General features: G+C 56.5%; 18 protein-coding genes and 3 pseudogenes. 5 read left to right on the forward strand and 16 right to left on the reverse strand.

The annotated features are described in order from the left end of the window. Positions 1 to 16: 16 nt before the first annotated feature. The 4 genes from AC2FFE_RS04720 to AC2FFE_RS04735 form a co-directional block, all read right to left on the reverse strand. Entirely contained in the window at positions 17 to 886 is an 870-nt protein-coding gene (locus AC2FFE_RS04720; RefSeq protein ID WP_496846022.1) for a phytanoyl-CoA dioxygenase family protein, read from the reverse strand. 207 nt (positions 887 to 1,093) lie between these two features. Beyond that, on the reverse strand, positions 1,094 to 2,173 hold the full coding sequence (locus AC2FFE_RS04725) for a helix-turn-helix domain-containing protein (protein ID WP_496846024.1): 1,080 nt from the start codon (positions 2,171 to 2,173) through the stop codon (positions 1,094 to 1,096). 45 nt (positions 2,174 to 2,218) lie between these two features. Then, positions 2,219 to 2,965: an anti-sigma factor gene (locus tag AC2FFE_RS04730; RefSeq protein ID WP_496818111.1), complete on the reverse strand. Its 747-nt coding sequence runs from the start codon at positions 2,963 to 2,965 to the stop codon at positions 2,219 to 2,221. Beyond that, positions 2,962 to 3,528, reverse strand: coding sequence for an RNA polymerase sigma factor (locus AC2FFE_RS04735; protein ID WP_496818110.1), 567 nt, complete (start codon positions 3,526 to 3,528; stop codon positions 2,962 to 2,964). The genes AC2FFE_RS04730 and AC2FFE_RS04735 overlap by 4 nt, the downstream gene beginning before the upstream one ends. Before the next feature lie 54 nt (positions 3,529 to 3,582). Between AC2FFE_RS04735 and AC2FFE_RS04740 the strand changes: the two genes are divergently transcribed. The 4 genes and pseudogenes from AC2FFE_RS04740 (at position 3,583) to AC2FFE_RS04755 (ending at position 7,190) form a co-directional block, all read left to right on the forward strand. Beyond that, entirely contained in the window at positions 3,583 to 4,527 is a 945-nt protein-coding gene (locus AC2FFE_RS04740) for a c-type cytochrome (protein ID WP_496818108.1), read from the forward strand. A gap of 327 nt (positions 4,528 to 4,854) precedes the next feature. Next, positions 4,855 to 5,430, forward strand: a complete 576-nt coding sequence (locus tag AC2FFE_RS04745; RefSeq protein WP_496818107.1) for a hypothetical protein — start codon at positions 4,855 to 4,857, stop codon at positions 5,428 to 5,430. A gap of 23 nt (positions 5,431 to 5,453) precedes the next feature. Continuing rightward, a pseudogene (locus tag AC2FFE_RS04750) lies at positions 5,454 to 6,163 on the forward strand (transposase). 67 nt (positions 6,164 to 6,230) lie between these two features. Next, positions 6,231 to 7,190 (forward strand): annotated as a pseudogene (locus AC2FFE_RS04755) (IS481 family transposase). A gap of 53 nt (positions 7,191 to 7,243) precedes the next feature. On the opposite strand, the gene AC2FFE_RS04760 reads toward AC2FFE_RS04755, so the two are convergent. The 4 genes and pseudogenes from AC2FFE_RS04760 to AC2FFE_RS04775 form a co-directional block, all read right to left on the reverse strand. Further along, positions 7,244 to 11,380 (reverse strand): M10 family metallopeptidase C-terminal domain-containing protein, encoded by a 4,137-nt coding sequence (locus AC2FFE_RS04760; RefSeq protein ID WP_496846025.1) that lies wholly within the window; start codon positions 11,378 to 11,380, stop codon positions 7,244 to 7,246. Positions 11,381 to 11,755: 375 nt separating this feature from the next. Beyond that, positions 11,756 to 13,018 (reverse strand): annotated as a pseudogene (locus tag AC2FFE_RS04765) (IS3 family transposase). Between the two features lie 39 nt (positions 13,019 to 13,057). Continuing rightward, complete coding sequence (locus AC2FFE_RS04770) at positions 13,058 to 13,396, reverse strand: hypothetical protein (RefSeq protein WP_496818105.1); 339 nt, start codon at positions 13,394 to 13,396, stop codon at positions 13,058 to 13,060. A 118-nt stretch (positions 13,397 to 13,514) separates the two neighbouring features. Further along, positions 13,515 to 14,156, reverse strand: a complete 642-nt coding sequence (locus AC2FFE_RS04775) for a glycosyltransferase family 25 protein (protein WP_496818104.1) — start codon at positions 14,154 to 14,156, stop codon at positions 13,515 to 13,517. A gap of 427 nt (positions 14,157 to 14,583) precedes the next feature. Between AC2FFE_RS04775 and AC2FFE_RS04780 the strand changes: the two genes are divergently transcribed. Beyond that, positions 14,584 to 16,368, forward strand: coding sequence for an ABC transporter ATP-binding protein (locus AC2FFE_RS04780; protein WP_496818103.1), 1,785 nt, complete (start codon positions 14,584 to 14,586; stop codon positions 16,366 to 16,368). Between the two features lie 61 nt (positions 16,369 to 16,429). Here AC2FFE_RS04780 and AC2FFE_RS04785 read toward each other — a convergent pair whose 3' ends face one another. Genes AC2FFE_RS04785 through AC2FFE_RS04820 form a run of 8 tightly spaced genes read right to left on the reverse strand, consistent with a single transcriptional unit; the run spans position 16,430 to position 25,884 of the window. Next, positions 16,430 to 18,373: a vWA domain-containing protein gene (locus AC2FFE_RS04785; protein ID WP_496846026.1), complete on the reverse strand. Its 1,944-nt coding sequence runs from the start codon at positions 18,371 to 18,373 to the stop codon at positions 16,430 to 16,432. Positions 18,374 to 18,383: 10 nt separating this feature from the next. Next, positions 18,384 to 19,721: a serine/threonine-protein kinase gene (locus tag AC2FFE_RS04790; RefSeq protein WP_496846028.1), complete on the reverse strand. Its 1,338-nt coding sequence runs from the start codon at positions 19,719 to 19,721 to the stop codon at positions 18,384 to 18,386. Between the two features lie 8 nt (positions 19,722 to 19,729). Continuing rightward, positions 19,730 to 19,990 (reverse strand): hypothetical protein, encoded by a 261-nt coding sequence (locus AC2FFE_RS04795; RefSeq protein ID WP_170535048.1) that lies wholly within the window; start codon positions 19,988 to 19,990, stop codon positions 19,730 to 19,732. A 17-nt stretch (positions 19,991 to 20,007) separates the two neighbouring features. Further along, positions 20,008 to 21,639 (reverse strand): formylglycine-generating enzyme family protein, encoded by a 1,632-nt coding sequence (locus AC2FFE_RS04800; RefSeq protein ID WP_496818099.1) that lies wholly within the window; start codon positions 21,637 to 21,639, stop codon positions 20,008 to 20,010. Continuing rightward, a complete protein-coding gene (locus tag AC2FFE_RS04805) occupies positions 21,632 to 22,822 on the reverse strand; it encodes an ABC transporter permease (protein WP_496846029.1) in 1,191 nt (396 codons plus the stop codon). The genes AC2FFE_RS04800 and AC2FFE_RS04805 overlap by 8 nt, the downstream gene beginning before the upstream one ends. Next, positions 22,822 to 23,553 carry an ATP-binding cassette domain-containing protein gene (locus tag AC2FFE_RS04810; RefSeq protein ID WP_496846030.1) on the reverse strand — a complete coding sequence of 244 codons (732 nt, stop codon included), beginning with the start codon at positions 23,551 to 23,553 and terminating at the stop codon, positions 22,822 to 22,824. Before AC2FFE_RS04810 ends, AC2FFE_RS04805 begins: the two co-directional genes overlap by 1 nt. Then, positions 23,534 to 24,793 carry a trypsin-like peptidase domain-containing protein gene (locus AC2FFE_RS04815; RefSeq protein WP_496846031.1) on the reverse strand — a complete coding sequence of 420 codons (1,260 nt, stop codon included), beginning with the start codon at positions 24,791 to 24,793 and terminating at the stop codon, positions 23,534 to 23,536. Before AC2FFE_RS04815 ends, AC2FFE_RS04810 begins: the two co-directional genes overlap by 20 nt. After that, positions 24,790 to 25,884: a serine/threonine protein kinase gene (locus AC2FFE_RS04820; RefSeq protein WP_496846032.1), complete on the reverse strand. Its 1,095-nt coding sequence runs from the start codon at positions 25,882 to 25,884 to the stop codon at positions 24,790 to 24,792. The genes AC2FFE_RS04815 and AC2FFE_RS04820 overlap by 4 nt, the downstream gene beginning before the upstream one ends. Positions 25,885 to 25,889: the final 5 nt, after the last annotated feature.

The raw sequence follows: 25,889 nt of genomic DNA on the forward strand, positions 1-25,889 counted from the left end.
GCCTGACCCTTCAAGCTTACATCTTGGAATAAAGCGGAACAGAGCTGTCCGCCCCTTCGGCCAACGCTTTGCTTTGGTCCAACCGCACTTGTCCATACAGCGCCAGAGCTTCGGGCGAGAACAGCGCGTCCGGGGCCTGGACGGGTACGAAGTTGCTGTGCGCATCCGATCCCCGTGCCAACATGGCATAGTCACGATCTGCCACCAGTTGCTGCGCTCCGGGGCTGAGATAGCGGATCGCCAACCCGATCCGTCGGTCATCTGACGCGTTTGGGCCCGAGCCATGGATTGTCAGCCCGTGATGCAATGACATCTGGCCGGGTTTCAGTTCGATATGAGTTTTCTCGTCCTCAGAAACGTCGACGGCCACCTCCTGACCGCGCGACAACAGGTTTGTCTCGGAATAGGTGTCGGTATGCGGCAGGATCGGGTTCTTGTGGCTAGTGCGGACAAAATCCATGCACCCGCTTTGAACGGTGGCGGGTGACAGCGCGATCCAGGCCGTCACCTGATCAGGCGTTTCGCCCATGCCCCAATAGGTCAGGTCTTGATGCATGCCAACCGTTTGCTTGGTCTTTGGTTCCTTGATAAAAAATTCGGCGGACCAGATCATGATATCTGGGCCCAGAACACCTTCGACCGCGTCCAGAATGCGCTTGTCTTGTGCGATCCGGGCTGCAAGGGGAATCACCAGATGGGCGTTGACCCGCTTATAGGTGTTCAGCGGCAATGGCAGGTCTGCTTCCAGCCAGTCTTTTTCGATCTGTTCCAGTTCTGCGCGGAACTCTGCAGCTTCGTCTTCGGAAAAGACCGAAAGAGGGAACAGAAACCCATCCTGCCAATACTGGTCAGACTGTTCCTGGGTCAGTTTATAAGCGTTTGACATCCCGGCACCTGTCGCTGTGTTCCGATAGAAGCCCTGCTGGGGCACCGCCCAAAACAGCGCTACTTGACTGTAAGGCTACGGTTGGTTCGGCCCATATGCCTAGCCCTTCAGCGACATTATGTTGCCTGTAATAACCACGTGCTTAGAACCGAAATTGTCTTTGTCACGGTGCGCAGTGGCCACGTTCCGGCAAGTACGGCTGCCGGATCACAGCGCTGCTGTCCAGACGCGATACCGCCCCTGACCTGTCACTTCGCGCAGAAGGCCGCGGCGGCTGAACCGGTCGATATTGCGTTGTACTGTTGCACGCGATGCTTTCGTCAATTCTTCGGCCAATGGGGCCGAGACCATCGGCCATGCGGTCAGCACATCAGTCAACAGGGGCGGGGTGCGACCTGATAAACCTTCTGTCGCTTCGCGGGCCCGTACCTCCCACGCATTGACGCGATCGAGATGCAGCAATGCGGCCAAGGCTGCCTGCCTAGCCCCGGTGATCCATGCTGCGAGTTTTTCTTCGGGTTCGCCCATCCCGCGCAGTGCGCCGGGCCCGGATAGGGCCAGCGGCATGAACATGGCCCCGCCACGACCCATCGAGGCCGCATGACGTGCGGCGATGATCGCGGCTTCGGTATCTTGCCCGATCCCGTCCGAGACAGCGCGCCAGGCGTGAAAGGCAATTGCGGCCTGTGTTACCGGATGCAGGCCTTCGACATTTTCCATGACCTCGGCCAGATCAGCTACAGCCTCCGGAACCTCTTCGATCCCCTGCGCCATTCGGTCCAGAAATGCGCCTAACCCGGCCTGCCATCCACCAACCGACGGACCCGCGCCCGAGGTCAGGCGGCGCACGGCCCACCCTGCCCGGTACAGGGCTTGTGCGTCATCGCTGGTCGCCCCAATGCGCAAGCCTGTCCACAGGGCCAGTCGGTCGACACCGATCCGGTCGCCTGTCCACCAGCCCAGATCCGAGACGTCCATCAATGCCAGACGGTGGGTCCACCCATCGGGTCCCGCCCGCAAACGTTCATCCAGCGCGCCAAAGGTCAGGGCCAGATCGGCCAACTCTGCGGACAGTGTAGCCTGGGCGGCCCGCCAATCGCGCGGGTCGAACAAAACCCGATTGTCCTGCCGGGGGCCGGGAGGCAGAAAATCCTCTGCTGCGTCCTCATCCTCAGGAGGGAGAAACCAAAGGTCATCCTCGTCGGATGGATCAGAGTCATAGATGCTTGGCGGTGTGGCCTCTTCGACCTCTTCCTCGGGCAGCGGTATGACAGACTTGGACTTCATGCCCGCATTCTTTGGGCATTTCGGGCGGTTCACAAGTGGATTTTTCTAACCCGTAAATGTCCGGGACAGAACATCCAGTTCACCGGTCAGATCGGTTTGTGGATTGCTGCCCAAAAGCATGTAGCCATATCCATCCTGAGCCCATGTCACCGTGGCCAAACCGCTTAGCACCGCCGATTTGGCTGGTTTGTTCGCGGCGTCAGGTCCTTGCCGGATCACGCAAAAGGCCACTGGTTGCCCTTGTTCATCTGCAAACACGATCTGGATCAGCGGCTTACCCTTGAACGATAAAACCTGCGCCCGCCTCAACTCAAGCCCCGGCAACGCCTCCAACGTATCTCGATTCAACGAACGGCCTAGTTGTTCTTCGGCCATTGCAAACTGCTTGTCCAAAGTTTCGGTCGACGCATCCAGCGGAGCGATTGTGTCGGGCACGTAGAGTGACTGATAAATTGCGGCCTGTTGCGCCCAGCCCAACGGTGCGGGTCGCATGGTCCACCAGGTCGCAGATGCGGCAATAATCGCAACACTGGCCGCAACAGCGGCAAGCCGCGTCAAACCCATACCAGTAGGCCCGGAGGTTTGAGCGGCAGGTTCAGGAAGAACCACTTCGGGCGCTTGCGCAGGAATAGCTTCAAAAACCCCCTGCACCATACCGGCAAACGGATCCAGCGCCATTAGACGCTGTTCAAGCTCTGGGTCCGTTTCGACCGCCTGCTCGATCTGACCGGCCTCGGCCTCTTCCAAATTGCCTTCCAGATACGCCAGAAGCGTCTCGTCGGAAAACGTCATTTGCCACTCCGTTGTGCGGCGCTTGCCGCATCTTGCTGCATTACGGTTTTCAGTTTTTGCCGGGCGCTGGACAGCCGGCTCATGATTGTGCCGATGGGAACGTCCAGCAACGTGGCGGCCTCGCGGTAGCTGTAGCCCTCGACAAAAACCAGCATAACCGTTTCCCGCTGCGCTTCTGGCAGCTGCATCACTTGGGTAAACACTTCAGTGGCGAAAATATTCGTTTCTGAATCCGGGCCTGTTGCAACCAATTCGGATTCGGGCGTCACCGACAGCGCCTGTGCCCTGCGCACGGCGCGAGATCGAACCTCGTTCAGCCAGATTGATCGGCAGATGGTCATCAGCCACGAATCCAGTCGATCATGCGATGTCACCTGATGATGACGCTCAAGCGCGCGCAGACACGTGGCCTGAACCAGATCATCGGCCACATCCGACGCACCCGACAGCGCCAAAGCAAAACGCCAGACGCGTTTGGAATGCGTCTGCACTGCGGTTCTGACCGCCTGTTCCGAGCTTGTTTCACCCGCCATCGAATAAAATGCGACCTGTGTGTGTTTCATGTTCACGGACCGGGCCCGCGCGCTCAGGACTGGCATAACCCGAGGAGGAATGAAATGAAACATCTGATACATGCGGTCACGATCGCGTCGGCAATTATTGCAGGCCCTGCCCTGGCCGAAGGCTGGACCTTGGTGCAGGACGGCTCGCACCTGGCCTATGGCAGCATCAAGAAAGACACGGTGGGTGAGATCAACAGCTTCACGTCGCTGAGCGGGATGGTCAGCCCGGATGGTCAGGCCGTTATTGAAATCAACCTGTCCTCGGTCGAGACCAATATCGATATCCGGAACGAACGCATGGTCGAGTACGTCTTCCGCAAGGCAGGCAGCGCGACGTTGACGGCTGAGGTCGACATGGGCGCATTGACCGCCCTTGACGTTGGGCAAACCACAACTGTCGACAGCGAGGCAGTGTTGTCGCTGGCTGGGACGGATGTTGAATTTGACGCTGAACTGTTCGTGGCCCGCCTGACGGAAAAATCAGTCTTGGTCACAACCAACGATATGGTCTTTATCAGTACTGAAGATGCTGGTGTGAATGCCGGGATCGACAAGCTGATGGAGCTGGCCGATCTGTCAGGTATCACCCGCACCGTCCCTGTCACTGCGCGGCTTATGTTCGAACTGGATGGTGAACACGCCAATGCAGAACCTGTGGCCACAACCGAGGTTGCAGCGGTGGCCGTCGAGGGGGATGCGAAAGCTGGCAAGAAAGTGTTTCGTAAATGCAGCGCCTGTCACAAGTTGAAAGAAGGGCGCAATGGTGTTGGCCCTTCGCTGTTTGGTGTTCTAGGGGCACAAGCGGGACAGGTTGACGGGTTTAAATACTCAGCAGCGCTTCAGGACTCTAGCATTACCTGGGACGCCCAAACCCTGTCCGGCTTCCTCGCCGACCCACGCGGTACGGTCCCGGGCAACAAAATGCAATTCCCAGGCCTTAAGAAGGACGAAGACATCGTGAACCTGCTGGCCTATTTGCAGGAAGAAGCGCAGAGCTAACGCGCGCCGCCAATTGCCCAGTCATGCTGTAACGTAACGCTAACGTCTTACATCGCTCTTGGCTGGGCAATGTCTGTGCCGATAGGCTACGCCCGAGACAGGGCGAAGACTTAGTGGATTTTCATCACATATTCTGAATTTTTTCAGAGCCAAGCTTGAACCCAAGTTGGCGGTTCGGGCCTCAACGAAAGATGCCGCGTTTCTCAGTGTTTTGGACCTCGGCAACAAAATTCGCATTGTTCCTCTGCCACCGGAAGTCGCCCTTTACTTGGGTCTTGATACCTTAGCTGGTCAACTAAATGGACAAGCGATGGTCCACTTATCCTTGTGGCGCCAACTTGGCAACGCTTCAAGAAATTGTTAAGCGCGTCTGACCACTTGCGAGACGGAAATCGTAGCAGGCAGCCCAAACAGCACGGGAAAGTTCTGCGTACAGAAAAATTCAAAAAGGCTATTAACGTGTCCTCTGGCAGCGAAATTTTTGAAAAGATTAAGAATTATCATTTTCTGTCCGTCGATATCTTCGATACTGTCTTGTTTCGGCATTGTGCGTCCCCGGTTGACGCGTTCGACTTCATGTCAACGCACGAATCTGTGAGGCAGGTCACGGAGCATTTCAAAGACTATCGCGTGGCAGCTGAAAACCTGGCGCGAGAAGACGCTGCAGAACATAACCGCGAGGATGTCTCGCTGGAAGAGATCTATAGCTGCTTTCAACTACTGACAAATTGCACTCACGAACAACTTGATCAGATCAGGCAACTTGAACTGACCGCTGAGATTGACCTGCTGCATATGTCAAACTTTGGCAACAAGCTCGTTGCCCATGTGCGTGAGACAAACAAACGTTTTGTTCTTACATCGGCTTTGTTGCACAAATCCCGTCAGGGATTCACTGTATGAATGCAGCAAGATAGCCGGAAGGCATGAGCAGTTGGGCCCCCACGAAATACAAGACCACGAACTGGTCGTCGTACAATGATAGCCTGAAGCAGCGCGGATCGTTGGCGATCTGGTTTGATCCCGAGATGGCTAGGACGCCGCCCCCGACTGGCAGGCGCGGCCGCCAATGCAAGTTCAGCGATGCCGCGATCCAGACCTGTCTAACCATGAAAGTTCTGTTTGGGTTGCCCTTGAGGCAAACAACCGGCTTCGTTCAGAACTTGTTGCAGATGGTCGGCCTGGATTGGGATGTGCCCGATTACAGTACACTGTGCCGTCGCCAGAATACGCTGAATGTGAGCCTGCCCCATCGCGGGGGAACCGAACCACTGAACCAGATCAGGACATCGGATCAGTGACCGCCGATGGGGCATACGACACGCGCAAATGTCATGACGCGATTGCCGCCCGCAGTGCCCACCCGGTCATACCACCGCATAAGAGTGCCAGGCCGTGGAAGCCTACGAGCCCTGGAGCCATCGCCCGGAACGATGCGATCAGTGCCTCACGCTATCTCGTTCGAACCATCTGGAAACGGTGGAGCGGATACCATCGCTGGAGCCGCGTCGAAACCAAAATGCATTGTATCAAGTTGCTGTGGCAAAGCCTCATGGCGAGGGACTTCGAGCGGCAGGTTGCTGTGCTCAACTGCTGCACTGCTCTTGGCATACCCGTCACAGAGCCCGTAGGATAAATCCGTCCGGGGAAAGGGGAGTTCCGGTCACAACCGCGTTTGTGCAACAAAGCCGGAAGGATGCCTTATGGGACAGATACGTCACGGCTGCGCCACGACAACGCACGCCATCCGAGCAACAATACAGCGATCGCAAGCTTCGAACGCTAAGCTGAGCCGCGAGCTTGGCATCAACGTGAAGACCGTTGCCAAGTGACGAAAGCGTCAAACGGTCGAGGATAGAAAGACAGGCCCAAAGGAGCCGAACTCGACTGTGCTAAGTAAAGATGAAGAGGCGATGATTGTTGCCTTCCGGCGTCATACTTTGCTGCCGCTTGATGATTGCCTCTGTGCTTTTCAGCCCTCTATTCCTCATCTGACACGATCTTCATTGCACCGCTGCTTGCAGCGGCACGGCATTTCACGCCTGCCCGACATGGGCGGAGACAAGCCGAAACGGCAGAAGTTCAAGCGGTACCCAATCGGCTACTTCCATATCGACATCGCCGAACTCCGGACCGCTGAAGACAAGCTCTTTCTCTTTGTGGCCATTGACCGCACCAGCAAGTTTGCCGTGGCCCAGCTGGTGGGCAAGGCAAACAGGAAAACTGCCTGGGAGTTTCTGGAGCACCTGCTTGAAGTGGTGCCCTATCGTATCCACACTATCCTAACCGACAACGGTATCCTGCGCGCCGAATAGCCCCGAAACAGGAACACAATCCATTCCCGGCCTATGCGCTTTGATATGATCTGCGACGCGAACGGTATCGAGCATCGCCTGACAAAGCCGAACCACCCTTGGACCAATGGTCAGGTCGAACGCATGAACCGCACCATCAAGGACGCAACCGTCAAGCGGTATCGCTACGAGAGCCACGACCAACTTCGTTCGCATCTGACTGACTTCCTCGATGCCTACAATTACGCTCGTCGATTGAAGACACTAAGCGGACTCACGCCGTACGAATACATCTGCAAAATCTCGACTTCAGAACCGGGTCGATTCATTGTCAATCCGATCCACCAGATGCCGGGACTAAACACCTAGTTTAGCGCAGGAATTGGAGAGGCATAGCCAGCGTATGCTCTCCACTACCTGGTTCAAATCAAGAAGACGTCGTCGTCTAGCAGTCCATCCACAAAACCCAACTCGGCAACGTTGGCGGTTCCGATTGGTGTCAGATTCGTGCCCAAGTTGTCAGCGCTCTGCGGGGAAATCCAAGCTATATCCTGCTCGATCTGCATCGACGGGTCATTCTGAATGTCGGCAAAAAGAATCTCGTCGGCTTCGCCGAACCCAGCCAGTGCCGGCGCTGTCTTTTGCTGTTGAGCTAGTTTGGGCAGAGCGTAGCCAACCGTTCCGCTACCGTTGATATCGTATTGATAGAAATTTTCCACATCAATCACATTAGGGATGATTTCTGCGCTCAAGTAGCCACCGTTTCCATCCAAAGTCCATTCCGCATAAGACCCGTCCGTGTGCTTCAGCAGAATCTTGAAACCTCCGCCAAACGCTTCGGTGTGAATAGCTTCCCAGCCGGGCAAGCTGTTGGGGCCGACAACCTGACCATTCAAGGTCAGTGTCTTATCGCCATCAATGATATAACCCGTTTGGGTGGATACAGACAGCGTCGTGCTGCCGTTGCTTTCAATCACAGTTGTCGTATGGCCAACAGTGGCATCGCCATTGAGATCAGCGCCGTAGAATGTCTCGAAATCCACTATGTTGTTGATAATTGAAGCGCTTTCGTATTGTCCGGCACTGTTCAATGTCCACTCGGCATAGGTGCCGTCAGTGTTCTTAAGCAGAACTTTGTACCCGCTTCCGAAGGCTTCGGCGTGAATGGCGCTCCAGCCCGGCAATGTGTTGGGTGTCACCGATTGACCGTTCAGGCTTAAGGCTTTGTTACCGTCGACGATATAGCCTGTTTGCGTAGACAATTGCAGCGCAACAGCGCCGTCATTTTCAACCGTTGTTGTTGTATGGCCAGTTGCGCTGTCTCCGTTGATATCAGCGCCGTAGAAGGTTTCGACATCCACAACATTGTTGATCAGCGTGGCTGCGACGTATTCACCAGCGCTATTCAGCTCCCATTCGGCGTAGGTTCCGTTCGTATTTTTCAGCAGTACTTTGTAGCCACCACCAAAGGCTTCTACTTGTACAGCCGTCCAACCCGGCAGTGTATTCGGGCCGATACTTTGGCCATTCAGAGTCAGCGGTTTGCTGCCATCGATGATGTAGCCGGTTTGCGTCGAACTCTGAAGTGTGACGGTGCCGGCGTTTTCGACAGTTGTCGTGACATGACCCACTGTGCTGTCACCATTCAGCTCTACGCTATAGAATGTTTCAAGGTCGTATACGTTACCTGCGATCGCGCTGCTGACGTAAGCTCCGGTACTGTCCAGCGTCCATTCGGCATACGTGCCATCTGAGTTGCGAAGCAGAACCTTATACCCACCTGAATACGCTTCTGCCTGTATGGCCTGCCAGCCGGGGATGCTGTTGGGGCCGATCTTCTGACCATTCAGGGTCAATGTCTTGGTGCCATCCACCACATAAGCATCTTGCGTTGAAACAGCCAGGTTTACGGCCCCGTTGGTATCAATGTTAGCGAGGAGGACATGGCCGATATTGGCATCGCCGTCGATGTCAGCGCCGTAGAAGGTTTCGACATCCACAACATTGTTGATCAGCGTGGCTGCAACGTATTCACCAGCGCTATTCAGCTCCCATTCAGCATAGGTGCCATTTATGTTTTTCATCAGTACTTTGTAGCCATCACCAAAGGCCTCTACTTGTACAGCCGTCCAACCCGGCAGTGTATTCGGGCCGATATTTTGGCCATTCAGAGTCAGCGGTTTGTTGCCATCGATGACGTAGCCGGTTTGCGTCGAACTCTGAAGTGTGACGGTGCCGGCGTTTTCGACAGTTGTCGTGACATGACCCACTGTGCTGTCACCATTCAGCTCTACGCTATAGAATGTTTCAAGGTCGTATACGTTACCTGCGATCGCGCTGCTGACGTAAGCTCCGGTACTGTCCAGCGTCCATTCGGCATACGTGCCGTCTGAGTTGCGAAGCAGAACCTTATATCCACCTGAATACGCTTCTGCCTGTATGGCCTGCCAGCCGGGGATGCTGTTGGGGCCGATCTTCTGACCATTCAGGGTCAATGTCTTGGTGCCATCCACCACATAAGCATCTTGCGTTGAAACAGCCAGGTTTACGGCCCCGTTGGTATCAATGTTAGCGAGGAGGACATGGCCGATATTGGCATCGCCGTTGATATCGGCGCCGTAGAAGGTTTCGACATCCACAACATTGTTGATCAGCGTGGCTGCGACGTACTCACCAGCGCTATTCAGCTCCCATTCAGCATAGGTGCCATTTATGTTTTTCATCAGTACTTTGTAGCCATCACCAAAGGCCTCTACCTGCACTGCGGACCAACCGGGCAGAGTATTTTCGCCAATGTTTTGACCGTTCAGGCTCAGCGTTTTGTTGCCGTCGATGATGTAGCCGTTTTGCGTCGAATTCTGAAGCGTGATGGATCCGGTATTTTCGACGGTCGTGGTCGTATGGCCAATCGTGCCGTCGCCATTGATATCCGCGCCATATACGGCTTCCAGATCAACAACATTTCCGACAACCACATTGCTGACAAACTGGCCTTGGCTGTTCAGGAACCACTCGGAATAACTGCCATCTACGTTCTGCCATAGCACCCGATAGCCAGAAGCGGTTTCTTCTGCCTGAACGGCGTTCCAACCTGCCAGAGAGTTCTGTCCCATGACCTGACCATTATAGGTCAAAGCGATATTGTCGGTTCCTCCGTCCAAGACATAAATACCCTGCGCTGCGTGTTGCAGAACTGTCCCGTTGGTTTCGACGTCGCTGACCTGCATGGCTTGCATCACTTGCGATTGCGTGAATGCTTGCCCAACATTGGAGAACTCGAATAGTTCCACATCATTGTAAACGGTGAACACGACGCGGGTGATAACATTCAAGAACCCGAAAGTTGCCCCGTTGTCTAGAAACAGATAGCCAGACGTGGCGCTGATGAAGCGGATCGTATCAATGCCTGTGCCACCAGTGAATGACCCAGCATTGCTGGATACGATAGCGATGTCGTCGTCGGCCCCACCGTCGACTATGTCGGCACCAGTTCCTGCAGCGACATGGATCGTGTCATTGCCGCTGCCGCCATTGATCACGTTGTTGTTGGAGCCATTGGACACAGAATAGAAGGTATCGTTGCCCCCGTTGCCAGATAGCCCATTCACCGCAGTATTACCGACGATCGCATCGTCACCGGATCCTCCGGACGCGTTCTCGATCACGACGCCATGCGCGATAGTGAACCCGCCCTTTATACCATAGACAAGCGAAACCGCGCCACCACCCGTTGCGGTGTAGTCAAGCGTTGCTGGACGAAGGTCGAGGACAGCGCTGTTGGCGCCTGTGTGGGACAATGTATCGATCCCACCGGTATCCCAGATGGCCTGATAGCCGGTACCCGCGGTGTTAAAGGATGCCAGCGTGTAGGTGTTGTTGCCAGAGTTGGTCGACGTGTTGGCGCCGTACATGGCTTGCAGGGCGGCAATGTCCAACGCACCCAATCCGGTAGAGCCACCATAGGTTGCGGATACCGGTAGAATTCCATTTTGGCTGGTCCATCCGTCATTATAGGACATGACGGTAAAAATACCCTGGTTCAGGTTCGACACACCAAAGGAGTTGAAGGGGTTGGTCACGCCAGCCATAACTGTCGTACCTAGCCCGTTGTCATGGGGGTGCCCCAGCCCCAAAGCATGACCGATCTCGTGCAGGATTGTCGTGAAGAAGTAACCGCCCGGCGACCCATTCGCAGCATTCCAGTAATCTGTATTGAATGCGCCGAACAAAGGCGCGCCGCCCCCAGGGCCAGGCACTTGGTGAAAGCCCAGTGTCGTCGGGCGACTAAAAAACGAGCTGGGCGCCACAACCTCGATGAGGTCCGCGCTGCCGGTATTGCTTATCTCGACAAAGTTTATGTTTGCCACCGCTTCAATCGCGCTCAACGCCATTCTGAACTGGGCCTTGAGCGTTGGTGTCCAATCACCCGTGTCCAGATATTCGCCAAAACTATATGTGATGGTCGTTACTGTGTTTGGATTCCCATCGCCAAAAACATAGTTGCCCTGAATGGCACTAAGAGGCGACGAGGACGAGGGAGGAGCTACGTAGGTGAACATTTTACTGCTTTCGAAGTCTTACTTTGTTATATGTTTTTCACTAGATGGCTGGTTTGCGCGCGGGAATGCAATACCAGTGTGTTAACGCGGCATCGGTTTCAGGTTAGAAATCGACCCCGGTTACTGCAGAGGCACAGTTCGAAACTGGCGGTAGCACAGTGTTGTATCGGCATCTGACAAGAGAAGGGGTTCATCTAAGTGTTGCTTTACGAATCATATGGTGCGGTCGAGTACTTTTCTCGCCGCAATCTAAGGTCGAGTTGTGGCAATACTTTGACGCGCATCAGCGTCGGCTCAAGCGCTTCTTTAGATCACGGTAGACGGAATGATTAACAATTCGACCAAACGGTGAAGTGTCTCACCCGCCAAGTCACATCAGGTCGTTGATAGAGCGAGAGCCAGGCACAGAAGTAAGCGGTCTTGGTGCATCATCGGCCTTTGATCCATCAGGATGATGGTTTCGGGCGCTGGCGGGCGATAGCCCGGAGCACTGTGTGGGCGTTTTGTGTTGTAATGTCTCCTCCATTGTTCGATCAGGATTTGAGCTTCGCGCAAGCAGTAGAAGATCTCTCCGTTGAGCAGCTCGTCTCTGAACCTACCGTTGAAGCTTTCACAGTATCCGTTCTCCCACGGGCTGCCAGGTTCGATGTAAGCCGTCTTGGCGCCAACGGCGGCGATCCAGTCTCGGACAGCCTGGGCGACAAATTCCGGCCCATTGTCTGAACGTATGAAACGGGGTGCTCCTCGAAGTATGAACAGGTCTGTCAGGACATCGATTACATCGGTCGAGTTCAGCTTGCGCTTCACTCTAATCGCCAGGCACTCCCGGCTATGCTCATCAAGGATGTTCAGCGTCCGAAAGGCTTGGCCATCGTCAGTTCGGCAATGAACGAAGTCATAGCTCCACACGTGGTTGCGATGCTCTGGTCGAAGCCGGACACACGAGCCATCGTTCAGCCAGAGCCGTCCTTTCTTCGGTTGTTTCACTGGCACTTTCAGCCCCTCTCGTCGCCAAAGCCGTTCAATCCGTCCGTCGCTGACAGACCACCCAGCCTCTCTCAGCAGCGCTGCGATCCTGCGATAGCCATATCGGCCGTATTGACGGGTCAGCTCGATCATGTCGGCCACCAGCCGGTCTTCGTCTGCGCGACCTTGTGCGACGTGCCGTTGCGTGGACCGGTGTTGCCCAAGCACGCGGCAGGCGCGTCTCTCGGAAACGTTCAGCTGGTTGCGTACATGGCTGATGCAGGCACGACGACGAGCGGGGCTCAATAGGGCTTCGCGTTCAGGGCTGAAAAACATCCACTGGATGGTTTCCTTGACGCCCTTCATCCTTTGCGGCTTCCGTCAGAATCAGCTTGTCCAGAGTCAGATCAGACACCGCGCGTCTTAGCTGCTCGTTCTCTTTCTGAAGCCGCTTCAGTTCTTTCAACTGATCTACACCCATTCCGCATTCGCCGTTGGGCTCGAACCAATGGTGCCTTCAACGGCTCATTTCTTTCGCCAGCGGCAATAGGTTTGTTCAACAACGCCGATCAGCCTGATCGCATCAAAACGAGACATGCCTTGACCCAGCAGAACCTCAACCTGCCGTAACTTCAAGACAATCTCTTCGGGCTTCGGTCTCTTGTTTGCCATTCGTGCTCCTCCGTTTCCTAAACATAACGGTGGACCAGTTCAGTTGGGGAGGCTCAGCGCGATCCTCAACCCATGGGCATCCATGGTGTCGAACAGAGCATTCACATCCTCGGCAGCAATATCCAGATCGTCATCTGGCAGCCCGACGTAATCATATGCCTCAAGGTCTCGGCTCGAAAGCGTCAGAAACAGGCCGTCCCATTTTCCGCCTTTGACCAAAACGGCATCGCCCCCTGGTTCGGGCTTGAACGCCGCAAATGCCTCATCCGAGAAAAAGCTGATTAGCAGATCATAGTTGCGATCTTCGTACGCGATCTCTTGCCAGCGGGGATGCAAGGATTTTCCGCCTGCACGGACAACAACAAGATTTTCTTTCATGATCTGTCCTGAGCGCCGCTTTGGCTGTTTAGCAGGGGTGCGAGCCCCGCAATTTCGGTGGGTTTGAGGGGATGACTGAGTCGCCCGTAGCTATATCTGATCTGGTAGAGCGCATTGCTTAGAAAGCGCCCCGGAGAGGAACCGCTTTTTTTTTGCTGTTGCGGTTGGCCTCGATCGTGCTGTCAAAAGTTCCGCGTTCTGCAACCATTTGGTTCGCCAAGGTCAGAATTGGCACTTTGTGTTCCCAGTAGAATTTGAGGTCGATATCAACGGGGCGCGCAAACGGGGCATGGACAGCCGCCAGATGTGTCGCCACCGTGCGGCCAATGATATAGCCTGTTGTTCTAGGAGGCAGCCGATCCGACAGGACCAGGCTCTGATCTGCGACCGTCCCCAAAACCTGCTCGCCACTCCCTGCCACGCCGTCCAGTTTGATCATAACGTCTTGATAGCGCCCCGATGACTTGGACAATGCATCCAGAAATTGCATCGGGTTCTGAATGAATGTCGCATCATCTTCCAGCACAAGGGTCAGGGTATCTTCGGTCTCAGCGATTGCTTGCCAGATTTTCAGATGGCCCAAGGCGCAGGCTATTTCATTGCGGCTGAGCGGACGCTTGAACGCGCGCCGGTTCCTTTTGGCATCGTAAATGCGCGATACATCCGCGTCGAACAGTTGATCGCCGTAGATTGCGTCGAAGAACTGAGTGCGGTAGTCCCAGCTGCGTACATTCCGTCTGACATGCGTTACGCCGATCAACGTCCTTTGGAAGGCTTAGAATGACGGCTCTAATCGACACGGGCGGCTTACCTAAACGAAATCTGGCAGGGTTCTAAGGGCCAAGTATAACAATCACAAGCGATAAACGCAGGCTAAACCTGTGCGAACTGCCTGCCCTGCCCCGGCGGCAAATATCCGCTCAGTTGCACAAACTCTGATATCCCTCAAGGATGTAACCGTTGGGATCAGGGCTATCGAAGTACCGAATTGCCTCCATTTGTTCTGCTTGCTGTTGCATCGTGCCTGGATCGTGCCTAACTGTGCACGCCTAACCGATGGCGCGTTGTCGTCGTCCATACGCGACCAATTGAAAGGTCACTCTGTCACGCTTGGGTATCTGCCCTTTTGGCCAAAATGATTTTAGGTTATCTGAGCGAGCGCATGGTTTCATGATCTGGAGAATGCAATGATTAAGCGCGCCTGGAACAAGTGGCGGTCCGGCTATATGGGCCGCCTGATTGGCGAAAGCTTCTATGCACAAGGCTGGATGTACGGGATCGCAATCGTGGCGATGATATTGGTCGCTGCCACCACTGCGGGCGCGGCCTATATGATGGAGTACATCGTCGATGCCATGACCAGCCCGGAGATGCGTGGGTGGGCTCCGATTATCGCACTATCAGTTGTTGGCTTGTTCCTGTTAAAAGCTGCGGCAACCTATATTCAGGCGATTTACCTCGCCCGGGCTGGAAATCGGATTGTTGCTGCGCAGCAAGATAAAGTTTTTCGTAAACTCCTTCGGCACGGTGTCGATTTTTTTGGCCAAAACGAATCATCAGAACTTTTGATGCGAACGACGCACGGTGCACAAGCCGCCCGTACTTTGATCGATGTGCTCGTAACCGGCTTTGTACGAGACCTGCTCACACTCGTGGGTCTGATCGCTGTTATGGTTTATCAGCAGCCACTTTTGTCAGTTATGTTTCTGATTGTCGGTCCGATAGCATTGCTCGGAGTTCGTCAACTGCTGAAAAGTGTGCGAAAGATCATGCAAGCGGAATTCACATCGCTTGCTGAGATTATCCGCGTGCTCCAAGAAACCTCAGCTGGAATCAAAGTGATAAAAGTGTTGTCGCTCGAAGAGTTGATGACGAAACGAATGGATACCGCGATCCGAAAGGTCGAGGCACGCTCCAACGATATTGCACGCCTGCAAGCGATTGCCAGCCCGTTGATGGAGTTTCTGGCCGGTCTGGCTATTGCGGGCGTTCTGATCGTCAGCACACTGGGAATTGCTGGGGCTGAGCAACCCACTGCAGGTCAACTGATGTCGTTCATCACCGCGTTACTGATGGCTTATGAGCCAGCTAAACGCCTGTCGAAGATGCGCGTTCAGATCGAAGCAGCGATGGTTGGCGTAAGCCTGGTATTCGGGTTGCTGGATCAAGAAGACACGATGACCGAGAGTCCCGACGCAGAGGATATTCCGGACGGTCCAGGTGAGATCGCGCTGCGCAATGTGACCTTTGGCTATCAGGGCTCAATTTCAGTGATCGAAGATATGAGCGTAACCTTTGCAGCGCGGCAAACCACTGCTTTGGTCGGCCAGTCCGGGGGTGGCAAGTCTACGATTTTCGGATTGATCATGCGGTTTTACGACCCCAATGAAGGCACAGTCGAAATCGATGGCCATGATGTCCGCCATGCGAGTTTTGCGTCGCTGCGCAAGAAAATCTCTTACGTGGGCCAGGATACCTTCCTGTTCTCGACGACGGTGATGCAGAACCTTCGCTTTGCCGCGCCTGATGCAACCGATGAGGAAATCTTTGACGCGGCCCGTGCCGCACACGCACATGATTTCATTTCCGAGCTGCCGAATGGTTATGATACTCTGGTCGGTGAGAACGGTGCCTTCCTCTCCGGGGGTCAGAAACAGCGTCTGGCTATTGCGCGCGCGATTTTGCGTAAGGCTGAGATTCTGTTGCTGGACGAAGCCACGAGCGCTCTCGATGCAGAATCCGAAAACTTGGTGCGCGAAGCGCTGGATGCGCTGACAAAGGACATGACAGTGGTCGTCATCGCGCACCGTCTGTCCACGATTCTTGAAGCGGACAATATCATGGTGATTCAGGACGGGGCCGTTGTCGAACAAGGCAATCTGGATCAGCTGATCGCCCGCAACGGCAGCTTCCGCAGGCTTTATGACCAACAGTTTAAAAAGAGTGCTGAAAAAACTAAGGTCGCAGAATAAAAAAAACCGGGGCAGCGGAAGTATCCCGAGGCCCCGGTTTTTATTGGATTGTTCACCTGTTCTAGGGCAGATCGTCCAACAACATGGGATACAATAGATTGCCCGCCTGCGGCCCTGCCCCCAGATAGTCGACCCACTGATCCGTCGATTCATTGTAGCGACGATAGCGTTCGATCTTGTCATAGAGGCCATTGACGATGGTCTGCTGTTCAGAAATGGGCAGACGAACCCAATCGTCTTCGGTAATGGCCATAATCTGTGATTTATAAGGCAAATCGGCCAGATACTCGTCCAAAGCCACTGCCACGGCCAGGCTTGGATCGGATTGGCGTGACACCTGATCAGGGCGACGGCTCATATCAGCGGCGACACCTAGAACTTGGGTAAAGAACTGATCAGGGTTCACCACGTTCCGTTCAGCCTGATCCACGATGATCCGCAACGCTTCTTCCAGATTGCTCAGGTCGGCTTTCGAGATCAGCAGACGGATAGACAGTGGTTTCAAACCGGTGCGGTCGAAATCTCGGTCGGCGACATAAGCCTCGAACAGATCGGGTGCTTGCGCGCCTTCGGTCCGACCAAGATAGGCCAGCTGCATCGTGCGGCTGGCGGTGTTGAGCCCGCTGAACAGCCCGCCTTCGGCCTCATCGACGATTGCATCTTCATCCAATAGGGCGTCCCCGTCGCTGCCGCGATAAGATGACGCCTGTTGCGCCACGAACTGACCCAATTGGCGGGCCGTGTCCTTGTAGATGGTGGGATCGCCGTTCTCGATGGGAAAATACAGCGGCGCCGAGTTCGGAAACGCGGTTAGTTGTTTATAGGCCGCCTCGGCCGAGGGGTGATCCTTGGCTCCGCGCGCGGTGCGCAGATGCATGACGGCCATGGCGCCCCCGATCCGCTCGCGAATAAGGCGGTTCAGGCTTTCAGCGCTCAGACCGGTCGAGGAGTATTCATCATCAAATTCGCGCGGACCTGCATCGGTCACCAGAACGATGAACCGGCTTCCAAAGTCGCTCCAATCCATATCCTGTAGCGCATGTTCAATCCCGCGATAGCTGTCTTCGCGGAAATTCTTGCTGCTGGCCTTTGCCTCCTGCATCTGGTCGATCCCGGCCAGGAAGTTTTCGACATTCAACCCCTGCTGCAAATCCACAAAGGTCTTGACGTCATAACCTAGCTCGGGTGCAGCTTGCAGGCTGTCACGATAACCCACTAGGGCAAAGCTAACCGCATCGGCGGCGTCGGAGGACGCTGCCTCGCGGTACACTTCCTGCAGTGCATCGCGGGTGGCGCGGATATAGGGTTCCATGGAAATGGTCGTGTCGACGACAAAGACCACCCCGGTTTTAAGGTCACCCGCAGCCTGACCACTTGGGGCGGCTGGTGGGTTCGGCGCATTTGCGCTGGCGACGGCAACTTGCAGAAGGTTAACGAAGGGCCCGATATCGAACACCGCCTCTTCGGTCGACAGGATCGGCATCACGTACAGGTTCTGCCGTTGATCGATCGTCTCACGCGGGCCAAGGGCGATCACGGTTTCCGACGGTTCGCCGCCTTGCTCGGCCGCCAGTGCTTCATCCCGCGCATCCGCAGCCAGATTGGCGGGGTTTTCGCTTTCGATGATGTCGTAAATCGGGTCGATATCGTTGAAGAACAAAACCCGGCTCACATTGTCACTGCCTTCCAGCGTCGCAACGATGTTCTGGTTCCAGTCGACCGTCGCGGCCTGAGGCACCCACATCAGGTCTTCCCCCCGATCAGTGGCCCCGATCTGCATCCAGTCGCCATCGCGGTCATACACAAAGAATACCTGCAGCGGCGAAAGGGCTTTGCCAGGAGCTTCGCTTTCAGGCTCTGTTCGCGCCTCGATCCGCTCGCGGATCAGCACGCGCTGGAACAGGCTGGTTTTGCCCTCGATCGGCAATGGTGATTTCGACTGCGCCAGAACCGGCCCCGCCAGCGCCAGTGCCGTTACAAGAAGGAGTATCCGTTTCAACATCATATCCGTTTCCTCACTCGCCCAACCTGTTCAGGGCCTCGCGTGCCGGGTCTGATCCCAGATCAGCCGCACGCTGGTAATACCGCCGCGCCGCCGAGGCGTTGGGGCGCGGGAAAGGGGAAGTCACAGTGCTATGGGTCTCGGGGTCATACATTTCGGCAATCAGGATATTGGCGTCCGCCCGGTCCTGTTCCGAAAGTTCCTGATCATTGCTGATGGCAATCAGCGCGCCCAGGGCGGCATCAAGGTTCTGTGCGCCACCCGCCGCCAGCAGATCGCGCGCTGCGGTCAGCGGGTTGTCTGCGGCGACCGCCTCTTGCGCAACGACAACGGACTCGTTGACCTTGGCCGACTGACCACCGGGTCCTGCAAGAAAATACCACGCAGCGCCTGCTATGACCGCCAGCGCCACCACACCTGCGGCGATCATGGGCATATTGCTGCCGCCTGAGGTCTTATCCGACGGTGCTGCGTCCTTGGCGGGGGTCGCCCGTGCCGAGGGCGTTTTTTTCACCTCACCGCTCAAGGCTTTGTGGAACAATCCGGGCAGGTCCGAAGGGCGGTCTTTGGGGTTGGCTTTCAGCAACTGCTCCAGCGCCCATTTCAAACCAGGGGCGACCTTGGGATCGGTGATCTTGACGTCTGCTTTCCGGTCTTCGACCGCTGCGAACCCTTTGCCCTCACCCGGTAGCTCCAGCCCTGAGGTTCGCATCAGAACCAGCCCCAGCGCATAGGCGTCCGTGGCGGTAGACACCTCATTGCCAAACAGGCCCAACTGTTCCGGCGCGCAATAGCGCAGCTTGCCTGCAAAACTGTCCCCAATGATGGATTTGTCCGTGCCAACACTGTCTGAGGCCAAGCCGAAATCAATGAATTTGGCCTGATTGATATCATCATGTGAGATCATCACATTATCCGGGGCCACATCGCGGTGGACGATGCCCAGCTTGTGAATGGCCTCAAGCCCTTGCGACAGGCGTAGACCCAGTTTCAACACATCGTCCGAGGACAGCCTTGCCCCCTTTTTCAGGTAGTGCGCCAACGGATGACCGGGCACAAATTCCATCACCAGGAACAGACGGCCATCCTTGTCCAGCATCGAGGTCTCGAACCGCACCACGGCATCACTGCGCACGGTACGCAGCAGGTTCGCCTCGCGCCGGAACAGATCAACCGCTTTTTGGTTCTTGGCAAAGCTGGGCGTCATGACCTTGATCGCCACCTCATGCCCGCTGGCCCGGTTCAGGCCACGAAATGTGGCCCCCATGCCGCCCTCGCCCAGCAGGGATTTGATCTCATACGTATCCTGCAGAACGCTGCCGGGTTTCAGGCCAAGTACCGAATGTTCCATGGGTGTCCTTACCTCCGGTTTTTCAGGCTGATGGCGCTGTGCTTGCTAAAGGTGCGGATATCCATGATCTGAAAGCAGATACCGGCAAATACCAGCGACGATGTGATCCCGAACACCACCGTCAGGAAAGCGGCGATGATCGTGGTTGTATCCGGACCGAGCGGCGACAGACGCAGCATGGTCACAGCGGTGAAACAGAAAAAGATAATCGACAGCGCGGTGGTGATCCAAACCAGAACCTCCAGCGATTTGTTCAATACATCCCTCATTCTTCAACCTTTCCAAGTCATTCTTCCATGAACGATAGGGCCAGCCCCTGAATATCGTCCGCTATTTGATCCAAATCCGAATATCCCGCGACGCTGCGCGCGCCGATATGATCCTGCACCAGCGCCAGACAGTTTGCCCGCTCACGTCCCCGGCTTTCTTCGGTGGGGTAGATGAAATCGATCTGTTTGCGTAGCAGCACGGGCGAGTATTGATCGACCAACCCTTCGATCAGGTTGGCATATTCAACCACATCCGCCTTTGCTTTCTCTTCGATTTCCCTGAGTTTTGCGGCGGCCTCTTGTCGGGCGATCTCAATTTCCTTCAACAACTCCTGATCCCCGGCGGCGCGCGCCTCGCGTTCGATGGCGTCAAGCTCGGGCTGGATTGTCAGCATTGAGATCAGAGCGTTCAGATAGCGGCGCAGCGCCTGGCCGCAGACCAGAACGCCCGAGGTCAGGATCAGCCTGACCGATTGATCCCTTTGTGCGTTGCGCTCAACCCGGCCCCTGTTCAGCGTGTCCTTGATCACCGCCAATTGCGTCTTGGTTCGATCCGACAGGGTTTCCGCGGATATCTCATCCAGCAACTCCATCGCCTCTTGTTCGCTTGCGGCCGAGGCCAGTCCTTCATCCGGACGCGCCAGTTCGGCGAGCCCGTCCTTCAGCGCCTGATCCTGATCCGCCGAGGTGATGGCCAGGCCCTGCAGTACCAATCGGGTACCGGTGAAGCGATCCGCCGAGGCGGTATTGGACAGGATGTCAAAGGGCGGAACCTCGAACCGGGTCGAGGATGTGATGTCTGCCAAAGGCGTCCGCGCATCGCCACCGCGTTTCACAAAGCCACCGGCCTGACCATGCAGGCGCCCGTGGCGGACCAGAGCAAAAGGATCCCCAACGATCTCGGCTGCATTGCCCAGCATATCATGCAGACCCAACGGGTTGGGACGCAATGAGCCCACGACCTGTAGCTTACCCCCGGCGGAGGCCGTACCGCCATGGGCGATGTATTCATCCTGCGGCGTACCTTCGGGCACCGGAGGCAAGGGGGCACGGAACAGGGATTGATCCACCGCCAAACCACCACGGGCGGAGTATTCCCATTCTTCTTCGGTGGGTAGGCGCAGATAGGCCCGCGTATCATCGACGCGGGGCAGACTGTCGGACGCATTTTCCATCAGCCATAGCGTGTAGGTTTCCGCAAAGCGCTGATAGTCCAGCTTGGTTTGTCCAACCGCCGGGACAAAACCCCGGCGACGCGGTTCCTTGTCGGGGCAGCCAACCATGACCACATCCCATTGCGCCTGCGCCAGCTCATACTTGGCCATATAGAAATAGCCCTTAGCCGCGCCTTCGGGATCGGCAAAGGCACCAGAAACAAATGCTCGGCGCAATCCGTTCAGATAAGGCTGATCGCTGCCCTCCTGCCCCAACACGACCGAGACATCGCCGATGACGCCATCGGTGTTGGGCGTTGCCACCTTGCGGAACGTCATCGCCCCGCCGCAAGGCATGGGCAGGGACAGGTCGCCATCGGCAGGCTGTGGATTAAAGTATTTCTCTCGCCAAGTGATCTCCTGCGCCTGCGCGGTTGCGGACAGGGTCAGAAGACCAATCAGTGAAGCGAGCGCGAGGTGGGTCAGTTTAGGCATGGGTCAAGACCTCCTGAGGTTCGACATTACGCACGGCAAACACCGCCCAGATCGCGGCGGTCACTGCCGTCACGGTGCCAAGAACCAGCGTCGCAATCACATCGCCCGCATAGAGGCGCGCAACGGATTCGCCCGGGGCGGTTTCGAACGTGGCATTGATGGCCAGCAGGAAGGGTAGGATGATGATCAGCGTCGCAATCACGCCGCCCAGCACCAACGCAAGGCTCTGGACCACCGGGATCACACAGCGTTGTCGGTCGGGCATGGTTAGCATGGAAAACAGGCTGAAAATGACACGCTGCCGTTCGACCATCCCGCGCAGATTGGCGGACATCGCCGCCCAGAAGCCAAACATGGCGAGTGCAGCAATAGCTGTGAACAGGATGTTCAGATTGCGCCGGAAGGACAGTAACAGGGCTGCGTTTTCAGCCCGAGGGCGCGATTGCAGCCCCTGTTCAGCCAGATGGGCCGACAAGGTTCCGATATCTTCAAGCGAACGCGCATAAAGCCGAAAGCTGGCATAGGTTTCGGGCTCGGCAACCGGATCGGTCCAGTTTGCGGGGTTCGAGGTCAGATCGTCGCGAAACCGCTCGACCGCCAGAAGATCGGGCAGCGACAGAAAGATGGCAGGACGCGGCCAAATTTCGGGGGGCAATACGCCAATCACCTGCAGATCGCGGCGGGCGTTTTCGCGTTGCCCATCCACTTCGCGCCCGATGATCATGTCAACTGTATCCCCGGCCGAGACCGAAAGGTCCTGCGCCAGCTTGTCCGAGACCCACACGCGACCCGGCGCAACCGCTTCGCCGTCGATCAGCGGATCACCCGCAGCTGAGGGGATCAGAGGCACCGCACGCTCCAACTTGCGCTGCGCCTCATGTCGCACCGCGTTGGCTGATGTGTTGATCGAGCGCGTAGCAGGCACGATGAACCCGACATCTTGCCGCGCGCCCAGGGCGGCGAAGAAGGCTGCATCATGCTGCTCGGCCCCGATGGCTAGGATTTCGCGGTTCGACGGGTCCTCGATCAATCGGCCTACCATGGTGCCGATGATCCCGTTCTTCAGCGCCAGAATGATCAGCAGCGGGCCCAGAACGCCCGCCAGCGCGGCGACAAAACACAATGCCGACTGCCAGTCATGGCGCAATTCGCGCAGGGCCAACATGGCTGGTATCCGAACCATCACGCCACCCTCGCCGCCGCGCGGCCCGCTGTTGAGAAGATCGAATAGGATTGCCCCTGATGATCCAGAAGTCGGTGATCGGCACGTGGGGTATCCGCAAACTCACCCGTTTGCGCCTGATGGCTGGCAAGCACGACGGCCGACCCGGCCTCGGCAGCAAGATGTACGATCAACCCTTCGACCTCGGCTACATTGGCGGGATCGAGGGCGGAAACCGGCTCGTCCAGTAACAGCAACGCGGGTCGTCCCAGCAAGGCTCGCGCGACCGAGGCGCGTTGGCGTTGACCCACCGATAACTGACCCGGTTTGCGGGCGGTCAGGTCCCTTAGCCCCATAGCGCGGATCAGGTGATCCTGCCATTCGACATTTGGCACCTGCCCCGCGACACGCACGGGCAGTTCAATATTCTCCTGTAAACTCAGATACGGCACCAGCGTATTGGTTTGCAGCACAAAGCCCAGTTTATCCGGCCCGGCAAACTCGGCCCTTGGGGTTTCAGGTGTGACGGTCACTCCGTCGATCACATGCAGCATATCCGGCAGGTCCGTCAGCGGAAGCGCCCCGGCAATCAGCCCCAGCGCGGTGCTTTTGCCCGCCCCGCTGACCGCATCCAGAACGATGGTTTCGCCCGCGCTCAGCTCCAGCTCTTCGATCACCACGAAGAAACCGGGCGCGCGTTCGATCCCAAGGTTGCGGATCGACAGGACCGTATCAGGGGCGTTTGAGGACAAGCGCAACCCCCCCAAGCTCGACTTTCGATTTGGTGTTGATCTGCACCGGTTCATTCGGTTTCAGACGGCGGCCATCGACCCTGGTGCCGTTGGACGAGCCCAGATCGGTCAGCATCATCTTGCGCCCCCGCAAGGACAGGCTGGCGTGGCGGCGGCTGAGGTTGCGATCGGTGATGGTCAGCGTGTTCTCGCTGGCGCGCCCGATCGTGACACCCGATTGGAGTTGGGCGGCGCTGAACCGTTCGGATTTTCCATCCATGCTGACGGCCAGAATGGCGCTTCCTGAGGATTTCGCCGATCCACCCCCCCGTGCAGAATTCGATCCGCCGCCGCTTTTGCTTTGCGAGACAACGAAATAGATGCCGCCGATTACGGCCGCACTGGCGCCAGCCAACACGGCCAGGATGATCAGCAGGCCGTTGTCTTTCGCGCCACCGCCCACAAAGTCCGGGTTGTCAGGATCACATTCCTGCTGGTGCGCGTTAAAGGGTATGCCCGCATCCCGCAAAAAACCGGATATTGGGTTTGCGGACGAGGCCCAGAATGTGTTGTTTGTTGGCGTGCGACCATCTGAGTTCCAAACCGAGATGACCGTGTTGATCCCCAGAACCGATCCGCAATAGTCGATCAGGGGGCCGCCAGAATTGCCGGGGTTGACCGATGCGGTGTGCTGTACGATTTCGAGGGTTCGCCCCGTTTCATTGAACGACCCCGGAGCAACCTTGCTGATCGCCCCCTGAGTCACTGTTGTTTCAAAAAAAGGCAACATATCCCGCCCGGCATTGATCTGGTCCGAGGAGCCGGGATAGCCGATGGCAGCCACCTGTTCACCCTTCAGTGCTTTGCCTTCTCGCAGAGACAGAAAGCCGGGCCGATGTCCGCTGGATTCCTGCGGGACAATCCGCAGCACGGCCAAATCCAGCTCGCGCGAGGCATGCAGGACCTTTGCATCATACAGAAAAACCCGGTCATCCTGTTTGAACCCGACCTGTATGTTCAGGCCGCCGTTAATCACATGATGGTTGGTGATGTAGTAGTAACCGCCACCTTCGGGCAGTTCCGACAGGACAAAACCCGAACCAGTCGCTTGCCCGCCGCTGAGATCCACGACGGCTCGCCCGACGGCCTTGTCCGTTTCAGCCACGATATCCGGCGCGATTTGTGCAATGGCAGCACAGACCGTCGCGACCAGCCAGGCAGCTGTAAGACAAAGGGAACGGGTTAAAGTCACAACTTTCACGTCAGTATTCCATATGCAATGACGGTCACTGCCACGATCAGGATCAATAGCAACACAAATATAGAAGCCTTGCGGCCTCCGGCTTTTTTCTTGGAGCGCTGCCTCGGGCGGCTAGCAGGTTTTGCACGGGGTTCTGGCTTCGGTCGGCTTGGGCCCGGCGCCGCTCCATGCAGGTCGATGCCCACAAGCCGGGCATAGTCACGCGCTGTGCGGATGCGATCACGCGGCAGCAACCTACAGCCAAGATCGATAGCATTCAGCAAGGCGTCGTCATATTTCTCCTGAACGCGGTTGCGTTTCAGGTTGTGACGCACGGGGACGTAAGGATCGCGGCCTGTCGCCCGCTTTTCTTTCCAACGCTCCTCGGCGTTGGGCGGAAGGCTTTGCGAGACCATTTCGTAAAGGATGACCGACAGGGCAAACAAATCACTCCAGGGTCCTTCCTGAACGCTGCCAGTCAATCCGGTTTTGTCCGCTGGAAACTGCTCAATCGCGGCGTATTTGCGGGTGAACATCGACGCCAGACCGTTGGATTTTCCCATCAGGCGGGCCGCGCCAAAGTCGATCAAGATGGGTTGCCCGTCTTTGCGGATCATGACATTTGCCGGTTTCATATCGCGGTGAACCACACCGACATCATGCACGGCATCCAAAGCATTCAGCATGGAATGCAGGAATGTGGTGACCAGATCGGGCGGCACTGATCCGCGGGCCTCAATCATGCGCGCCAGCATTCGATCCAGTGGATCGCCGTGAATGTACTCCATCACGCAATAGGCCGTACCATGCTTGCGGAATGCGGCCCGCACACGCATCAGGCCCTGTTGCTGAGGCAGATCGCGCAGAAGGTTGGCCTCTTGCAGAAAGGCCTCAAGCCCCATGTGGAACGACTGCCGCCCCTCGGACGTGGGCGAGACAGCGTTGTCGGGACCCCGATCTGCATAGTCAGCGGGGAAATACTCCTTGATCGCAAACCGCTCGCCGGTTTCGCGGTTGCGCGAACGGTAGGTGATGCCAAAGCCCCCCTGCCCCAATACGTCCCCGAGAACGTAACCGGCAAAGGTTTCTCCTTTTGGCAAATGTACCGACACGGTCA

It is taken from the genome of Ruegeria sp. YTSA168 (genome assembly GCF_059610045.1).